Origin of the sequence: Psychrobacter sp. T6-4 (assembly GCF_052258425.1) — a bacterium.
GTDB lineage: Bacteria > Pseudomonadota > Gammaproteobacteria > Pseudomonadales > Moraxellaceae > Psychrobacter.
Window position 1 is genome coordinate 1 of record NZ_JBQQEZ010000006.1, and the last position, 17223, is coordinate 17223.

The following is a 17223-nucleotide window of genomic DNA, read 5'->3' on the forward strand; positions in this document are numbered from 1 at the left end:
CTGCGTTTCGCTCTCTTACTCTCTACGTTTGACATATTATCGCCTAAAAAGTGTCAACTCATTCTAGGACGGGACAGCAAAACGCAAAAAGCCCGCTACTATATAGCGGGCTTTTTTCTACATCTTTTTTGTCTATATGCAGTATAGAGCACTACATTAACTAAGATAGGTTTAATGCTATCTACTTAGCTTATTGATACAGGCTTACTTGTTTGCAGCGGCTTGCGTTGCAGCAACTTCTGCAGCAAAATCTTCTTGCTTTTTCTCAATGCCTTCGCCAACTTCTAAGCGCTTAAAGCCTAATACTTTAACGCCCTCAGCTTTTAGTACGTCGCCGACTTTTTTGTCGTTGTCCATGACGTATGGCTGACGCAGTAGGGTCACTTCATCAAGATACTTACGCAGACCGCCTTCGATCATTTTTTCAACGATGTTATCAGGCTTACCAGATTCGCGAGCTTTGGCTTCAATGATATCTTTTTCACGAGCCAATACGTCTGCAGCAACGTCTTCGTCATCTACCGCTACTGGGTTAAAAGCGGCGATATGCATAGCAAGGTTTTTACCAGTATCAGCATTACCACCTTCAAAAGATACGACCACACCGATACGTAATCCATGACGATATGAGGCAAGGTTATCGCCTTCTAGCGTCTCAACGCGGCGCAATTGGATGTTCTCACCGATTTTTTGTACCAGTGATACGCGAGCTTCTTCGACTGTTTGACCATCGCCATATGGCAATTGATTGATAGCTTCAACGTCAGTCGTATTGTTTTCTAAAGCGATATTAGCGACTTTTTCAGCAAAAGCTGTAAAGTTGTCATCTTTGGCGACAAAGTCAGTTTGGCAGTTAACTTCTACCAAGAATGCTTTTTTGTCGTTTTGTGCGATGATGATAGCACCGTCAGCAGCGATATTACCTGCTTTTTTGGCCGCTTTTGCTTGACCCGATTTACGCAAGTTATCGATGGCAACTTCAACATCGCCATTTGACTCCTCTAGTGCTTTTTTGCACTCCATCATGCCAAGACCAGTACGGTCGCGCAATTCTTTTACCATTTTGGCAGATACTTTTACGTCTGTCATAAGAGTTACCTCTATTTGTTGTGTGTGAAAATGCTTAATATAGGTTTGCTTAACGAATAATAGCGCCTAAAAAGACTATTTATTGTATAAAAGGCATGACGAGTAAACCTTCATCATGCCCCTTATTGATATTAAATAGGTCACTAACAATAAGTTAGTGTTACGCTTAGTTAAGACTTATAGATCAGTTTGTGCTTCGGCTGGGTTTTCAACCGCAGGTGCTTTGGCAGGTTGCTCAATCGCAGTTGCTGACTCTTCGGTAGCAGGTGCTTGCTTATCCGCTGGTGCTTGCTCAGACGCTTGCTCTTGATCCGCTTTGCCGCCCGCTTGCGTTTGTGCATACTCTTTACCCGCGATGATCGCATCAGCCATAGAGCTGACATATAAAGTCACGGCGCGAATAGCATCGTCATTAGCAGGGATGATGTAATCAACATTGTCAGGATTAGAGTTTGTATCGACGATACCGATCACAGGGATACCTAGATTTTTAGCTTCTTTAATAGCAATCGCTTCGTGATCAACGTCAACAACGAAGATAGCGTCAGGTAGGCCGCCCATGTCTTTGATACCGCCTAATGAGCGCTCAAGCTTTTCCATATCACGTGTACGCTCTAGAGCTTCACGTTTAGTTAGCTTAGCAAAAGTACCGTCTTCCGCTTGCTTCTCAAGCTCTTTTAGACGAGTGATTGACTGGCGTAGTGTTTTCCAGTTGGTCAGCATTCCACCTAACCAGCGATGGTCGACGTATGGCATGCCAGCACGCTGTGCTTGCTCACGGATGATACCGCTTGCCGCACGCTTAGTACCTACAAATAGTACCTTGTTTTTCTTAGCTGCTAAGCCGTTTACGTAAGTCAAGGCTTCGTTAAACGCTTTTACGGTATGCTCTAGGTTGATGATGTGAATCTTATTACGGGCACCAAAGATATAAGGACCCATTTTTGGATTCCAAAAACGAGTTTGGTGACCAAAGTGAGCGCCAGCTTGGAGTAAGTCGCGCATTGCGATTTGTGTTGGGTTGTCATTTGCCATGTAAAAATGTCCTATTGGTTGGGTTATGCCTCCACATCACAAAAACTGCCTATCTAGCGACACGCATTTGCAAAGCGTTTTTTAAGGTAAATAAAAAGGCTTATGCAAATTAATCAAGTCGCCAAACACCCAGCAATTTTTTGCCATGATGTGTGTGTCATTGGTTGGTTAAAAAATGCACTATCAAAAAATAGCTGCGCTGTATTTTATCATATATTAAGTAGCAATCTCTAGTTATTTAAATCGTACGAATAATCTATCTATAGGTTGTGGATATCCATCAAGTCTAAAATAGACAAAGAGTAGAATGCAAAAAAACGACGTCTGAGCGTCGTTTTAATATGGTCGATTCGAAATAAAATAGATACGCTACTATTATCAGTTTTGTAGTAGTTTAACGATACTTAACATGTTCAACTTTATATTGCAGTGAACCGTCTTTAGGCAATACAGATACCTATTACCGCCTCGTGACCACGCCAAGTAAAAGGCGTTATATAGCTATGACGATCATTGGGTAGGTAGGATAAGCTTGGCGCGCCCTCAACGATAGTGGGAGGGGAGATAATAAAGTCGGCGCCAAATTCTGTACGGGCATTACCTGATATGGTGTTCGCCATCTCACCAAGTAGATCTTTCATCATTTTAAGGGACGTGTCAGGCTCACCCATGATTCTGATAATCTCGCGCAGCATATTACTCGGAGCACTGACATAAACGCACCCAGTCAGTGGTCCTGATATCTTGATAATACCGCTATAATCATAGCCTACTGCGACTTTATTATCACTTAGATATGGAGTGTCAAGTGAAACACTATCAGTGCCAATCTGTGTAAAAAAGGCATCGATTGAGCTTAAAAAGACCCCTAATTTTTCAACTTTGATCATAATATTATCCGTATATAATACCCAGTAGCTAAAGCATTAGTCTTCAAGACAAACGACGATTTCACCGATCTGTGATAACCAAGTAATAGGAATGATAAAAGAGCGCTCATCATCAGGTAGAACGATACTTTGCGGCGCACCTTTAAACACAAAAGGGACAGAGATGTGAAACTCAGAACCGAACTCTGTACGCGCGTTGCCAGCGATAGTATTAGCCACTTCACCTGCTAGATCGATATACATCGCTTCACTAGTATCCCTCTCGCCCATACTACTTAATATAGAAGATAGTAGCTTGCGAGTCGCCGAAAAATACACTACCCCTTTTTGTGCACCAGATATACCGATGACGCCAGTATAGTCGAGCACTTTAGGCGGCTTACCTTCTAGCAAGTAAGGCGTATCTACCACCATCTCCTCGCTACCAAACTGGTTAAAATAGTGGCTAATAATATCTAAAAAAATCTGTAGCTTTTGCTCTTTCATAGTATTTTTCTTGTATTTAATGGGTATGAGCTTAGTTTGCGTCAGCTCATTAGTCTTGCATCAATTCGTGTAAGGACTCAACCAAATCCTCTTCTGAAAAAGGCTTGCATAAAAACCCGCTAGCACCGAGCGATAGCGCCTCAATACCAGTAGATTTATCAGACAAAGCTGACACGACTAAGATACGTACATCAGGATCAATGGCGATAATCTTTTCGATGCACTCTAGGCCATCCATTTGCGGCATCGTCAGATCCATCGTAATCACATCAGGGCGGTGCACATTGAACTTCTCTACCGCCTGCACGCCACTGGTTGCCGTCGCTACTAGCATAAAGTTGCCAGAGTCATACGCTCGCTGGATACGGTTTCGAATGATGTTTGAATCATCAACGATCATTAGTTTATACATAGTTTACTCTCAACTGGCTTTTGGTAATTTGATAACAAAACGTGTCATCTTACCCAGTTCACTATTTACGTTTAGACTACCATCATGCTCTTTTATCAAAGACTTGATGATGTCTAGCCCAACACCGCGGCCGCCATCTTCATCAGCATACTCCTTGGTAGAGAACCCTGAAGCGAACAACTGTTTGAGTAGCTTAGCTTGACTAAAGGTAGCAACCTCTTCTTTACTATAGCGGCTACCTTCAACCAATCTACGGCGAATGCTATCGTAATCGATACCTTGACCATCATCTTGGATAGTGATGACAAAGTCTCGACCAACATTTTGCATCTCAAGCTCGATGGTTCCAACGTTTGATTTGCCCGCTGATTTACGAGCCTCTGGCGTCTCTACTCCGTGAACGATAGCATTACGTAGTAGCTGAATACTAATCTCTTTGACGGGTTTTTTAAGACGCTCTGGTACACTGACATGACTCAAAGTTTGGCTTTGAAGTTGTACATATTTATCTTGTCTGGTGGCAATGTCTTGCGCGAACTCTTGATAATATGGCATATAGTCATCGTCTGAATCATCATCCAAATCAATGTCCATACCCTCATCACTATAGGTGTCATCGCTTGCGCTGTAGGTATTATCGCTTGTGCTATGAGTACTCAAATTTTCAGAAACTTGTGCAACTGGCTGAGCAGCGTCTGGTTCTACTACAACTTGAGGCTCTACAGCTCTTGGCGTAGCAGCAGCAGATGATTGGTTAATACGCTCACCTAAAGCTTCAATAGTGTTAGACAAAGTGAGGAGCTCATCTAGATGAACGGCTAGCGGCAAAAAGTCGTTACCTGATAAGGTGCCTTGGTTTTGTAGCGCATGAAGTTTGTCTTCTGCTTCTGAGGCAATCTTAGTAAAGCTATGCAATTTAAGTGCAGAGGCCTCGCCTTTTAGGCTGTGCATATCACGATAAATGGCTTTAAGTTTGCCTTCAAGCTCATACTGCGAGCTGCCTGGGTTTTTTAGAATGTTGTTGATTTTTTCGATATGCTGTTTGGTGTTATCGATGAACTCGTTAATCACCTTTGGATTTACGTTCAAGATAGTGGTCAGCATCTCGATTTGCATATCGTTTTGTGAGCGCTCTTTTTCTAGGCGCTGTTCAAGATAAACGGCATCTGATACGTCATTAACGTTGACCAAAATACGCGCAATATCTTTATTGTTATAAACTCGTGAGAACTTAAAATCTAAGAAGCGACTGTCTGAACCTTGCTCACCTAATACATTATGCAATCTCACTTTGTGCAATGGATTTAATGAGTCGACGAGTTTTTCTTTTACTCGCGGATTGTATAGCTGCTCAATGAATTGTTTGGTCGTCGTCAAATCTTTATCAGAGATACGGCCACGCAATACACTGGTAAAGTTCTCGCCCGCTAAATTGTCAGTACCGATAATATTGTTTAATGCCCGAGAATGCTGTTGTCCGATATTTAAGTCTTTATCCAACAAGAATAGACCAGTATTTACCGTTTGCATGATCTCTTGCGTCTCACGACGAGCCGCTAGTGCTTCAGCATCAGTCTCACGCAAGCGGCGAACAAAGAAGAATACAAAGACTAAGAAGTAAGCAAAGATTGCCGCAACCCCTAGTAGCTGAACTAGACGGATCGTATTAGCCTGAGCTTCTGACTGAGCATAAACTTCATCGGTCAGCTCATTTAAAGAGTCATTCATACGCAAACTTGATGTTTTAGCTTGATCATTGGCCAGTGCAAGCTCACTTGATGAGTCAATTAAAATATCATCAGCACCCTCAAGATAGTTTTCGATAAGTGGCTTTAGCTTATCCCACTCTTGTTGTGCAGTTTCAAGTGCGTTTTGCTCATACTCGCCTTTTATTTGAGGAACACTGATCGTTGTACCATTGCTATTAATATAGTTTGAGCCGTTACTCATACCCTTTAACAGCTGATCAATATCTTGTGTATTGGTTTCAAGTCTTTCTCTGACTCGTACTTGGTGTGGCGAGTTAATATGTTCGCCAGTACTGTTTTGCAAATCAAACAAGTCTTTAATAATCGTTTGGGCATTGTTCGCAGTTTTGTTGGAGAGGTTAACCAGGGTTGTATTGCGCTCAAGAATACTTGAGGTGTAAAAAGTAAAAGCGAGCAAAACCCCAATGAGCGTTAAAAACGCTACAATGGATAAGATTAAACCGCGATAACGTGAACCGTCATTTATATTTGCGATAGCCATAGCTGATTCCTTTCAATATAGATAAATATACTTACTGTTTAATAACAAGAGTAGCCTATAGTTTGTTATTACAAGAATTATTGCATCGCCTTCTCTTGCTCTAATACCGCAGACGTTAAATCCTCACCGAACCATTTAGTCGTTAATTTGCCGTAAGTACCATTTTCTTTAATAGTTTTGAGACCAGCATTTACTTTTTCTAGCAATTCAGGCTGATCTTTGTCAATGACTAACACTTTGCGAGCTGCTTCTGCGGTTAAGTCTTCGTAATCAAAATACTGAGGTTGTAGACTTGGCAAATCTTCCATGATATAGCGCAGCGCTCCTGAATCCTCTGCTACTGCGTCAACCTTTCCTTGTGCCATCGCTTGTACTGCGGCAAAGGTAGTGATGTAGGGTTCAACTGATTTTACCTTGAACTGACCGCTGCTAAAAAACTCATGCTGCACTGTATCATCTAGCACACCAATTCTGACGTTGCTTAAGTCGTTTAAAGAGTTTAGATTTAGCGATTCATCTAGATACAATAGCGTAGAGGGCAACGGCGCATAGGGATCTGAGAGCAGATATTTACTGGCACGCTCTGCACTATAAGGAACGGCTGCAGCAATCATATCCCGGTTTTTGCTATCTAAATTCTCAAAGATCACCTCCCAGCGATCGGTATAGTTCTCTACTCGAAAGCCTTGATCCTCTCCAATAGCATTCATAACATCTATATCAAACCCACTTACGTTACCGTATTCATCTTTAAATTCATAAGGAGCAAAATCTGAATCAGAAGCTACCCGAACTACTGGCGCTGAATCAGGTAATTTACTGACAAACTCTTCTTCAGTTGTACCTTCTGAATTTGCAACTTCTTGAGTAGCAGGATTGCCAGAATTGCTACATCCTAACAAGCTAACGCTCATCATTACTGGAAAAATGTATAGTAATTGCTTCATAATTGACCCTTAATTCAAAATTCATTTAGCCAGTACTATGTCTCAATAGTAAGCTTATGTTTCACATATATTGAAAATGTAAATATTTAGTTACATTACATACTAATAAGGTCATAAGTAAATTGCAACATTTTAATTATAATAGTTGAATGAGATTTATATCTCTCAAAATGAATATAAATATCTATTTATATAAATATATTAAGGACAACGTTCACGTTAAAGTTCACATTAACTTACTGCTCTGTGATTTTGGCAATAGTAAACAAATATGCATATTTTTTTATTTATTGATTAAGTAACTAGCATGTTTGAAAACTAAAAAAACTCAACATATTATGAATATATTGAGTTCTTGTGAAGCTATATTAAGACTACAGATATTACTCAGCATCATCCAAATTTAAGTTACGATCAATCTGCCAAATTAAATAAGCGCCAAGGCTCATAAGTGAGAACATAGCGATACCAATCTTAAGCACAGGATTAACCGGGAACAGATTGAGCAGTAGCCCGCCAAATATTCCCACTGAAAACATCAAGGAGCCTTGTAGCGCGCTTGCCATACCTGCGCGTTTTTTCTGAAACGCTAGAGCAATAGCCGATGCGTTAGGCTGCGTAAGACCCAGTCCTGCAATACAAAAGAAGATACAAGTCAATACCAACGGCAGCCAAGCATCAGTACCAAATAGTATACCTATAACAAACAGCGCGGCCGCTGATATGACCTGCATCATCGCGCCAAAACGCAAGATACTTAGAATACGAAAGCGGTTGGTGAGCCATTGATTGAGCTGAGTTAAAAGCACAAACCCTGCCGCATTCATCCCAAATAACCAGCCAAAATGCGTCGCTGAAACGCCATAAGTATCCATGATAAGCTCAGATGCCGAGCTAATATAAACGAACATCGCTCCCATCAATAATCCGCCACCTATAGCCGGATAACTAAAGCTTCTATCCTTTAATAGATCCCAGTATTGACTCATCACCTCTTTAGCGGGACGCGCGTTACGATTCTCTTCTGTTAACGTCTCAAAGAAAAAGAATTTAGTGAGGAGTAGATTAAACGCCCCAAAAGCGGCCAAAAACCAAAAGATAGAATGCCAACTAAAAAACTGCAAGAACAGCGCACCAAGCGATGGCGCAAGTATAGGGGCAAGCCCCATGACCAATATCATGATAGAGAATGCTTTTGCTGTTTGCTTCGCGGTCAACCTGTCACGAATTGCCGCGCGCGTGACCACTGCGCCAACGCAAGCACCTAGGGCTTGTACGGTACGTCCTACAAACAGCACATACTCGCTATCAGTCAGTGCACAGACAATAGAGGCAATCACATACAGCGTCATCCCAAAATATAGAGGTTTGACGCGGCCAACGCGATCACTCAAAGGCCCGTAAATAAGTTGCCCAAAGACCAAACCGACAAAATACGCGGGTACGGAGTTGGCCATAAATGCGGTCGATACGCCAAAATCATCCGCCATAGAAGGTAGCGCGGGCAAATACATATCGATAGATAAAGGCCCAACTGCAACAATAAGCCCAAGCATCATAATCCAAGCAACAGGCAGATCTGCTGAGCGTACACGCTCGCTCGCTACTGGTTTAGGATTGATTGGGGTATTTGGAGTAGACATAGCAAGACCGTATGATTTGATGAAATAAATATATATACTGCTTGGAATCGCAAAAAAAACAGCAGACAAGGCTATATCGCACTGTCTGCTAGAATTTCAATAGGTAAAGGGGTTGAGCTGCGATATATACTTACAAGATACTATAATATATGAAGTAAAGACATATGTTTATAGTATGCATAACGACTATCTAAACTGACGCTTGTTAAAGGTAATACTGGCATCCTTGGCTTTTTTGAGGGCAAGTTTGCGGTTGCGACCTAGCATGACTTTGAGTTGCCACATTTTTTCTTTATATAGCGTCATAGCAGGTTGCTGATGCATCGCATTAATCACGCGCTTGCTCGCCAGCACCGCATCGGGTGAACGCTCGGCGAATTCAGCAGCTAATCTTTGCGCATGTTCAAGCGGCTCATCACTACAGTGACTGACCAGACCTAGCGTCTTGCCCTCAGTACCATCGATAAGGCGCGCACTCATGGCCAGCTCCTTGAGCACATCTTCTCGCACCACCCCAAAGGCGGATTGCGTCAGACCCATATCAGGTACCAAACCCCACTTAGCTTCCATAATAGATAGCTTACAATCTGGATGACTGACGCGCACATCACAAGCGAGTGCCAGCTGTAATCCTGCACCGATGCAATGACCCTCTAATACAGCGATCACTGGAATTGGCACCTCACGCCAGACGAGACATACGCGTTGGAACATACTCTGCCAAGGCTTTACTAACTCCCAAAAGGCATAAGCTTGATTCTTAGGATTGTTTAAATCACCCAGATCAATACCCGCGCAGAATGTTCCCTCGGCACCATTGATGATGACCGCGCGCAGACTCTTGTCTTTATCAATGCGCTTAGCTACTTTGACCAGCTCAGTGACTAGCTCAAAGCTCAAAGCGTTTTTTTTGTGTGGTCTGTTGAGCGTAACCGTCAAAATATCGTCAGTTACGCTAACTTGTAGCGCTTTGTATTGATGAGTGGTGATAGGGTGCATAATCATCCTTAAGGTTAAGTAGCAAATGCTCAAATAGATAGGTACAACAATCATAGCAAGGTTAAGGGCGTTGTGTCAGCGCAATAACTGACCCCAGATATCACATTAGATCATTTTCCACGTCATATCATTTTCACTCAAACGGTGATAGTTCAATTGCGGATAGGAAGAGAGATCAAGGGCTTGTAAATGGTTGAGTGCTCTTATTAACGCCTCATAATAAGGCGCGAGCATTGCCAACTGAGCGGGCGTCGTATGCTGCACATTTAATAAGCACTTATCCTCTAAGTCTTGGCTAGCCTGCCGTAGCTCTGGTACGCCTGTATAGCGACTAGCACCCAATATACGGTGAGCAATTTGCGCCAGCATGCTACGATCATGAGCATGCCAAGCTTTGGTCAGTGCTTTTTTTTCGTCATCGATAGTATCGAGCATCATAGTAATCAGCTTGGCTGCAAGCTCAGGTTTATTGGCAGATCGAGTCAATGCATCTTGCCAGTCAAAAATGTCAGAATCTCTATTCGTACGCAAATGACGGCTATTGATACTACTCATTATTTGAGCATTAGTTACAGATGAGATGTCGCGTGACCACAAGCTTTGGGGAGGTTGCACAAAGGGCGGTCTGACAAAAGAAGCTTTGGTAAAGGGGTTGTCATTTTGAGATTGTGACTGCTCATTTTCGTTCTGACTTACCTGAGTAGTAGAGGTAAAATCATAACTAGCCTCGCGTCTATAGGCAGGCTCTTGATTATAGCTACCCTTATAGTAGCCTTTGTAGTTGTCTTTAGTTTGACTGTCACGCAGATAGTCATCACGGATTTTTTTGAGAGACAGTGGTCGCGTGGTTCTTTTTTCAATCGTATGCGCATCAGTGATCAAGGCCTCGATTTGTTTTTCGTCGTTATCAGTTATAGGGTTGGCGTTGAGCGTTTTTGACATGCTTAGAGGATGAGATTGTGTTTTAGTATCGTCTTTAATAGCCCCAGAATCGCCTTGCTCAATAGCAAGCGCTGAGTCGTTGAAATTTGCGGTTCGCCCAAGCCACTTTTGCAGCACTTGCAAGAGCTGCGGCTGGCTAATAGGCTTACCCACGTAATCATCTATACCGCTTGCGATCAGCTGCTCACGCTCATCAGCGAGCCCGTGCGCAGTCAAAGCAATAATAGGAATACGTTTATCTGGGTTCTCAATTTTACGAATTTGCGCAGCAGCTTCACGTCCTGACATACGCGGCATTTGAATATCCATAAATATCAGATCGATATGATGCTTAAGAGCCTCCTCTACCTTATCTTGCTTAGTGAGTTCTGGTGGCAGCTGGCTACGAGTGTCGCGGCTTTGTGCTTTGGATACCTGAGTTTTGTCATGCAAATTGTGTTTGAGCGTTTTCATATTTTCGACTGAGGTTTGTTGCTTACTAATGATCTCTATGGCATCAAAGCCGCTATTAGCGGTCACAACATGAATGCCAAGCTCGCTAAGTAGCGCGTCCAAAACCAGCAAATTTGGCAGGTGATCATCAACTGCCAGTACCGTCATACCCGTCCAGCGTGGCTCTTTGATCTGCTCTATAGCGCGGCGCTTGCGGGTATCGAGCATTGTATAGAGCTGACGCTTATCTAGCGGCTCATATAAAATATTGGCTTGGTATCGGTTTAATAAAGCTTTGTCGGCAGCAACTTGATAACCAAATACGGCAAGTTTGCCTTGATAGTGCAAACGGATCTGTTTGAGTAGCGCCATCATATCGTCTTGAGTATCATCATCAACAATGACCCAATCCCAGTAGTTGCCCTGCTCCTTCAATGATTCCAGCACGCCCGGTAGAGAATTGGCTTGCACCAGTTTAATCGGCAAACTGTGCAAACTGGCTTTGAGTACCTGTCTGGAGGCGGCATGATTGATCCAAACCAGCACATTAAATTCATCATGAGCGCTTGCCAGCGGCGCAAGTCTCGGTAAATCAATCGTTTGCTCAGCGGCTGCCTCTAGCACATTGACATGCGCTGGCATACGAAACCAAAAGGTCGCGCCTTTATTAGCAATGTTTTCTTGCGCATTGTCATAAAACCCAATGTCACCACCCATAAGACGAGTGAGTTGCTTGGATATCACAAGGCCCAAACCTGTACCGCCATATTGACGAGTAATTGATGGATCACCTTGACTAAAGCTTTGAAACAGCATCTTTTGATCGCTCTTGGATATCCCCTTACCGCTATCTTGTACACTAATGATTAAATGATCATCTCTGTGATCGTCTAAGCTTACGCGCACCACCACATCGCCGCTATCTGTGAATTTGATAGCGTTGCCGACGATATTGGTCAATATTTGCTTAAGTCGTAGCGCATCGCCATTAATGCACATGGGCACATCGTTATAGAACAGTACTGCCATGCGCAGACCTTTTTCAGAAGCCACAGGCGAGAGCATATCGACCACGTCATAAACCGTGCTATAAAGGTCAAACTCGTGACAATCAAGCACGAGTTTACCCGCCTCAATCTTTGAAAAATCGAGCACATCATGAACCAGAGCCAGTAGATGTGCAGAGGACTTGCGGATGGTTTGTACGTACAAATCTTGCTCGGTATTAAGCTCACCGTGACGCGCGAGCAGATTAATAAAGCCATCAATACTGTTAAGCGGCGTACGGAGCTCATGACTGATATTGGCCAAAAACGCAGATTTTGCTTGACTGGTTGAGATGGCGGCATCGCGGGCATTTCTAATAGAGATGTTCTGCATCTCCATCTCATCAAAAGCAAGGCGCAGATCATCTTCGGTTTGCTCGGCGTGGTCTTTTAGCTCCTGAAAGCTTGAGTGCAAACGGCGCAAGGTTCTGACCAGATCTTGTTGCAATAGATTAAGCTCGCCATCAGACTCAACCAGCACAGGCTTGTACAAATTATCAACCTGCGTGCGCTGAAGTTGCAAGCGCAGCTCATAAATAGGTGCAATCCAGCGTTTGGCATAGATGTTTAGAGTCAATAGCAAAATTAAAATCGTAAACAGACCAGTAATCGCTAGCGCCATGGCAATACGGTAACGGGCGATATAGAGCGGCTGGTTGTCCATATCAACGAGCAGCCAGAATTTTTGCCCGTCAAAACTACCTAACGAGCTGCCGTATACTGTACCAATAGGCGATGGCTGCTGCGATAAAAAGTCCTTATTAACATCAATAACAGGCCACGCCTCCTCCACCCCATAGCCCACAGTCATCAAAATCTCATCGTTATCGTCAACGATAGCGATGCGCTGTACATGCTGGTCCGATTGCATTTGACTTAGCTTTTCACGGATAATTCCTAAAGCCGCTACGGCCTCTGATGAAGCCTTGTCCGTAGCTAATGCTTGATTTTTTTGCGCTAATAATTGTGGTACTAAGTCTCGAACCATAGGCTTGTAGCGAATAAGCACCGCCTCAGCTAAAGCTTCTTGCTCTGAATCACTGGCGCGCATGGTCTCAGTAAATACCAAGATACCACCAACGATTGCCAACACACATATCGGCAAAAACACCAAAAGGATCAGCTGACCATAGGCGCTACTGGTATTAAAGCGTTTTTTTTGTGCCATGAGTAGCTTGACTCCATTATCCTGCGAGCTTTGTGACTGTCTGAAAATCTTAAAACTTTGATGTCCGTATTTTAGCAGCATTTATGATAACAGGGGCTATCAATACCATTTGCCCGTTTGCACTAACTCAATTACAGATAGCCTAGTTACAGATAGGTGTCGATGGCATAAGCGCTGCCAAAAACAAAATGATATAATAAGCCCACTTTTTGTCAGTCGCCTTTATGCCTTAAATACTAAGGAGCTACTGGCGCTTATAAGACAACCCTAGTCTTATCTAAAAATATATAAGGATGCCGTATGTCGTCTACAGATTTTATTACTCAGATTAGCACATTAGCGGACTGCGTCGGTCAAACGCCTTTAGTCAAATTGCAGCGTTTGCCAGAACAAGAAAACATTACTAATGGCGCGCAGCTTTTGGGTAAGCTTGAGGGCAACAATCCAGCAGGTTCGGTCAAAGATCGCCCTGCATTTAACATGATCTATCAAGCACAGATGCGCGGTGATATCAAACCTGGTGACATGCTCATTGAGGCGACAAGTGGCAACACAGGGATCGCCCTCGCTATGGTCGCCGCTATGCGCGGCTATCCGATAACTTTGCTTATGCCAACAAATTCAACTCAAGAGCGTAAGGATGCCATGCTCGCCTATGGCGCAACCTTAATCAATGTCGATGAAGGCATGGAAGCGGCGCGTGATATGGCGCTACAAATGCAAGCGAATGGTCAAGGTATCGTGCTCGATCAGTTTAATAATCCTGACAATAGCCAAGCGCATTACCTCACGACAGGGCCTGAGCTTTGGGCTCAAACTAACGGCAAAATCACTCATTTTATTAGCTCTATGGGGACAACAGGGACGATCACTGGCGTATCTAAATACCTAAAAGAGCAAAACCCAGAGATCAAAATTATTGGCTTGCAGCCTGATGAGGAAGCGGCTATCGCTGGTATCCGCCGCTGGCCTGCCGCTTACATGCCTGGAATATATAATGCTGACTTAGTCGATGAAGTTATGGATATCGATCAGCATATCGCTGAGATTTACATGCGTAAGCTTGCCAAGACGGAAGGCATTTTTGCAGGCGTATCCTCTGGCGCGGCAGCGTGGGCAGCGGTGCAAGTTGCCAAAGCTAATCCTGATGCTGTCATTGCCTTTATCGTCTGCGACCGAGGCGATCGTTATCTATCGACTGGTCTTTATAACGTGGACGATAACCGTGCTGAGTAAAGATGATCGCTACTAAACACCTTAGCTAAAACTGATAACGGCATAACATTTTAGATGACCGATTTTTAGATGACCCTTTAGGATTTATTATGACCCAAGCTCTACCGTCAAACCCTGTGCTTGTTTTTGATATCGAGACGGTAGCCGATACGGATGCTGCCCGCCGTATTTATCCGCAATTGGCTGATCTAAGTGATAGCGAGGCGCTGAGTGCACTCCAGTCTATTCGCCTGCAAGAGGCAGGTCATGACTTTATGCGTCTGCCCCTTCAGCGTATTGTCTGTATCTCAGCGCTATATATCAAAGGTGAGCAGTTCTCTTTGTTTTCACTCAGTGCTGATAAGTTTAGTGAAAAAGACATTTTGGCAAAGTTTTTTCGCGCTTTTAGTGAGGTTGAGACCTTGCCGCAGCTCATTAGCTGGAACGGCTCTGGGTTCGATATTCCTGTGCTTATTTATCGCGCGATGCAATACGATCTGTCAGCGCCTTGGCTGTTTGAAGAAGGCGAGCGTATCAAAAACATGCGTTTTAACAATTATGTCAATCGCTTTCAGACCCGTCACTTAGACTTGATGGACAGATTGAGCCAGTACGGCGCTAGTCGCCGCGAGGCGATGGATGTTGTCGCTAGCCTCTATGGCTTACCTGGCAAGACAGACGTCGATGGTAGTATGGTCGGCGCACTCGTTGCGGCTGACAATTGGCAGACGCTCTCGACGTATTGTGAGTCTGATGTGATGAATACTTGGCTGATTTATTTGCGCTGGCTGCGACTGACAGGGCAACTATCGTCACAAGGCTTTAGCGACTGGCAACAGCGTAGTCATGACTATCTTAAAACGTTAACGCAAGCGGATGGTAGTCTACGTCACGAGTCTTTTATTGCGGATTGGTCCACTTCTTTATAACTTCTTTTTCCTTTTTTAATGCTAAGGCAGGTTTATGCAACCCACCGATTCACAACCCTTGAATAACCAAGATACCCAAAGTATCGCTAACGACGATACCTCTCAGACCACAACTTCTCAGACCATCGTAGTGCCGCCTAATAAGAAAAAATCAAAACCCTCGACCAAAACGCGTCGCCGCCTAAAGGATGCAGAGCCACTGCCCTTCACTATCGATGGTCTATCTCATGATGGGCGCGGCGTCGCTATTTATGGCAAGGATTTTGATGAGCGGCAAGGTCACGCGCAGGACAAACATGGCAAAAAAGTCTTTGTCAGCTTTGCATTACCTGGTGAAAGCGCCTTAGTCAAGTTGACCAACAGCCGCGCCAGCTTCGAAGAAGGCGACGCCATTGAGGTAACGAAAAACCCCAATCCTGAGCGCGCCGTACCGCCCTGCCCGCACTTTGGTGTTTGCGGCGGTTGCAACTTACAGCACTGGCAGCCTGACGCGCAAATTAACTTTAAGCAATCTGTCCTCGCTGAGATGCTCATGCATCAAGCCCATGTTGCCCCTGACCACTGGCTTGACCCTGTCGTCGGTGACAGACTTGGCTATCGTACCAAAGCGCGATTGGGCGTGCGTTATGTGGTCAAAAAACAGACGGCGCTGGTAGGCTTTCGTGAGCGCTCTAGCAATTTTTTGGCAGAGCTTAATGAATGTCATATCCTAGATCCGCGTATTGGCTTTGAGATTGAAAACTTAAAAGCGCTTATTAGCACTTTAGATAGTCGTGACAAAATCGCTCAGTTAGAGCTGGCGATGGGTGAATATTTGCCGGATCTTCCTGATGGTGATCAGCCCGTTGCTTTAATTGTCCGCAACCTTGCGCCTTTATCAGCAAATGACATCGATAAGCTCAAAGCGTTTTTTGCAGCGCGTAACTGGCAGCTGTATCTGCAATCTAAAGGTGCAGATACGATTGAGCGCATTGCTTTAACCGATAAAGATGATCTGAGCGAGCAGTTTGGTCGTCTGTATTATGAATTACCTGAGTACGATCTCACTTTTGAATTTATTCCAACTGACTTTACCCAAGTCAATCTCTCGGTCAATCGGCAAATGACCAAACTTGCTTGTGATTTACTAGATCTAAAAGCAGGCGAGCGCGTATTGGACTTATTTAGTGGCCTTGGTAATTTTAGCCTGCCACTAGCGCGTTTGGTTGGAGCTACAGGATCGGTCGTTGGGGTTGAAGGTAGTGATGCTATGACCGCGCGCGCCGCTGATAATGCGCGCCGCAATCAGCTCGATAATACTGAGTTTTACGCACAAGACTTAACTCAAGATTGCACCGATAAGCCTTGGGCCAATCAAGGTTTTGATGCTTTGCTAATCGATCCACCGCGCTCTGGTGCTTGGGAGATTATGCAATATCTGCCCAAATTCAATGCTGAGCGTATTGTTTACGTGTCCTGTAACCCAGCAACGCTTGCCCGCGATACCAAAGCGCTACTTGAGCAAGGCTACCGTCTGACCCATGCAGGAGTGATGGATATGTTTTGTCATACCGGTCACGTCGAATCTATCGCACGCTTTGAGAAAATCGCTTGAGTAAGCTGAGTGTAGGTTACGTTTGACTTTAATTTCCTTACACAGGCTGTCTTGTATGATGACACTAAAGTGAGATAATTAAAGAGAGAACAATAAAATACATACTCGTTGGGTACTCATATTTATCAGATAATAATATGCAGATA

13 protein-coding genes are annotated in these 17223 nt (G+C 43.9%); 3 read left to right on the plus strand and 10 right to left on the minus strand.

Annotation, left to right across the window (positions count from 1 at the left end):
- Nucleotides 1-204: 204 nt before the first annotated feature.
- The 10 genes from tsf to ACTXGE_RS05535 all read right to left on the minus strand — a co-directional run bounded on the left by tsf (nucleotide 205) and on the right by ACTXGE_RS05535 (nucleotide 13339).
- A complete protein-coding gene (tsf, locus tag ACTXGE_RS05490; RefSeq protein WP_317200151.1) occupies nucleotides 205-1089 on the minus strand; it encodes a translation elongation factor Ts in 885 nt (294 codons plus the stop codon).
- Nucleotides 1090-1266: 177 nt separating this feature from the next.
- The gene (rpsB, locus tag ACTXGE_RS05495; RefSeq protein ID WP_435950268.1) at nucleotides 1267-2124 is read right to left on the minus strand and encodes a 30S ribosomal protein S2; all 858 of its coding nucleotides are present in this window, start codon (nucleotides 2122-2124) and stop codon (nucleotides 1267-1269) included.
- Nucleotides 2125-2564: 440 nt separating this feature from the next.
- Nucleotides 2565-3014, minus strand: a complete 450-nt coding sequence (locus ACTXGE_RS05500; RefSeq protein ID WP_443542513.1) for a chemotaxis protein CheX — start codon at nucleotides 3012-3014, stop codon at nucleotides 2565-2567.
- A 36-nt stretch (nucleotides 3015-3050) separates the two neighbouring features.
- The gene (locus tag ACTXGE_RS05505; RefSeq protein ID WP_317200154.1) at nucleotides 3051-3500 is read right to left on the minus strand and encodes a chemotaxis protein CheX; all 450 of its coding nucleotides are present in this window, start codon (nucleotides 3498-3500) and stop codon (nucleotides 3051-3053) included.
- 49 nt (nucleotides 3501-3549) lie between these two features.
- Nucleotides 3550-3912: a response regulator gene (locus tag ACTXGE_RS05510; protein ID WP_317200155.1), complete on the minus strand. Its 363-nt coding sequence runs from the start codon at nucleotides 3910-3912 to the stop codon at nucleotides 3550-3552.
- A gap of 9 nt (nucleotides 3913-3921) precedes the next feature.
- The gene (locus ACTXGE_RS05515; protein ID WP_443542511.1) at nucleotides 3922-6162 is read right to left on the minus strand and encodes an ATP-binding protein; all 2241 of its coding nucleotides are present in this window, start codon (nucleotides 6160-6162) and stop codon (nucleotides 3922-3924) included.
- A gap of 77 nt (nucleotides 6163-6239) precedes the next feature.
- Complete coding sequence (locus tag ACTXGE_RS05520) at nucleotides 6240-7109, minus strand: substrate-binding periplasmic protein (protein WP_435950263.1); 870 nt, start codon at nucleotides 7107-7109, stop codon at nucleotides 6240-6242.
- A gap of 383 nt (nucleotides 7110-7492) precedes the next feature.
- On the minus strand, nucleotides 7493-8668 hold the full coding sequence (locus ACTXGE_RS05525; RefSeq protein ID WP_435951007.1) for a multidrug effflux MFS transporter: 1176 nt from the start codon (nucleotides 8666-8668) through the stop codon (nucleotides 7493-7495).
- A gap of 270 nt (nucleotides 8669-8938) precedes the next feature.
- On the minus strand, nucleotides 8939-9751 hold the full coding sequence (locus ACTXGE_RS05530; RefSeq protein ID WP_443542509.1) for a crotonase/enoyl-CoA hydratase family protein: 813 nt from the start codon (nucleotides 9749-9751) through the stop codon (nucleotides 8939-8941).
- Nucleotides 9752-9856: 105 nt separating this feature from the next.
- Complete coding sequence (locus tag ACTXGE_RS05535) at nucleotides 9857-13339, minus strand: ATP-binding protein (RefSeq protein WP_443542507.1); 3483 nt, start codon at nucleotides 13337-13339, stop codon at nucleotides 9857-9859.
- Nucleotides 13340-13639: 300 nt separating this feature from the next.
- On the opposite strand from ACTXGE_RS05535, the gene cysM reads away from it, so the two are divergent.
- From cysM to rlmD, 3 genes are all read left to right on the plus strand, one after another.
- Nucleotides 13640-14575 carry a cysteine synthase CysM gene (cysM, locus tag ACTXGE_RS05540; RefSeq protein ID WP_435950260.1) on the plus strand — a complete coding sequence of 312 codons (936 nt, stop codon included), beginning with the start codon at nucleotides 13640-13642 and terminating at the stop codon, nucleotides 14573-14575.
- A gap of 89 nt (nucleotides 14576-14664) precedes the next feature.
- Nucleotides 14665-15483, plus strand: a complete 819-nt coding sequence (locus tag ACTXGE_RS05545; protein ID WP_435950259.1) for a 3'-5' exonuclease — start codon at nucleotides 14665-14667, stop codon at nucleotides 15481-15483.
- Nucleotides 15484-15517: 34 nt separating this feature from the next.
- The gene (gene rlmD / locus ACTXGE_RS05550; RefSeq protein ID WP_443542504.1) at nucleotides 15518-17077 is read left to right on the plus strand and encodes a 23S rRNA (uracil(1939)-C(5))-methyltransferase RlmD; all 1560 of its coding nucleotides are present in this window, start codon (nucleotides 15518-15520) and stop codon (nucleotides 17075-17077) included.
- The last annotated feature ends 146 nt before the right edge of the window (nucleotides 17078-17223 follow it).

What these genes read in the sequence shown, in the direction of transcription:
- tsf (WP_317200151.1), bottom strand. Translation starts at nt 1,089, where the DNA reads ATGACAGACGTAAAAGTATCTGCCAAAATGGTAAAAGAATTGCGCGAC.
- rpsB (WP_435950268.1), bottom strand. Translation starts at nt 2,124, where the DNA reads ATGGCAAATGACAACCCAACACAAATCGCAATGCGCGACTTACTCCAA.
- ACTXGE_RS05500 (WP_443542513.1), bottom strand. Translation starts at nt 3,014, where the DNA reads ATGATCAAAGTTGAAAAATTAGGGGTCTTTTTAAGCTCAATCGATGCC.
- ACTXGE_RS05505 (WP_317200154.1), bottom strand. Translation starts at nt 3,500, where the DNA reads ATGAAAGAGCAAAAGCTACAGATTTTTTTAGATATTATTAGCCACTAT.
- ACTXGE_RS05510 (WP_317200155.1), bottom strand. Translation starts at nt 3,912, where the DNA reads ATGTATAAACTAATGATCGTTGATGATTCAAACATCATTCGAAACCGT.
- ACTXGE_RS05515 (WP_443542511.1), bottom strand. Translation starts at nt 6,162, where the DNA reads ATGGCTATCGCAAATATAAATGACGGTTCACGTTATCGCGGTTTAATC.
- ACTXGE_RS05520 (WP_435950263.1), bottom strand. Translation starts at nt 7,109, where the DNA reads ATGAAGCAATTACTATACATTTTTCCAGTAATGATGAGCGTTAGCTTG.
- ACTXGE_RS05525 (WP_435951007.1), bottom strand. Translation starts at nt 8,668, where the DNA reads ATGATGCTTGGGCTTATTGTTGCAGTTGGGCCTTTATCTATCGATATG.
- ACTXGE_RS05530 (WP_443542509.1), bottom strand. Translation starts at nt 9,751, where the DNA reads ATGCACCCTATCACCACTCATCAATACAAAGCGCTACAAGTTAGCGTA.
- ACTXGE_RS05535 (WP_443542507.1), bottom strand. Translation starts at nt 13,339, where the DNA reads ATGGCACAAAAAAAACGCTTTAATACCAGTAGCGCCTATGGTCAGCTG.
- cysM (WP_435950260.1), top strand. Translation starts at nt 13,640, where the DNA reads ATGTCGTCTACAGATTTTATTACTCAGATTAGCACATTAGCGGACTGC.
- ACTXGE_RS05545 (WP_435950259.1), top strand. Translation starts at nt 14,665, where the DNA reads ATGACCCAAGCTCTACCGTCAAACCCTGTGCTTGTTTTTGATATCGAG.
- rlmD (WP_443542504.1), top strand. Translation starts at nt 15,518, where the DNA reads ATGCAACCCACCGATTCACAACCCTTGAATAACCAAGATACCCAAAGT.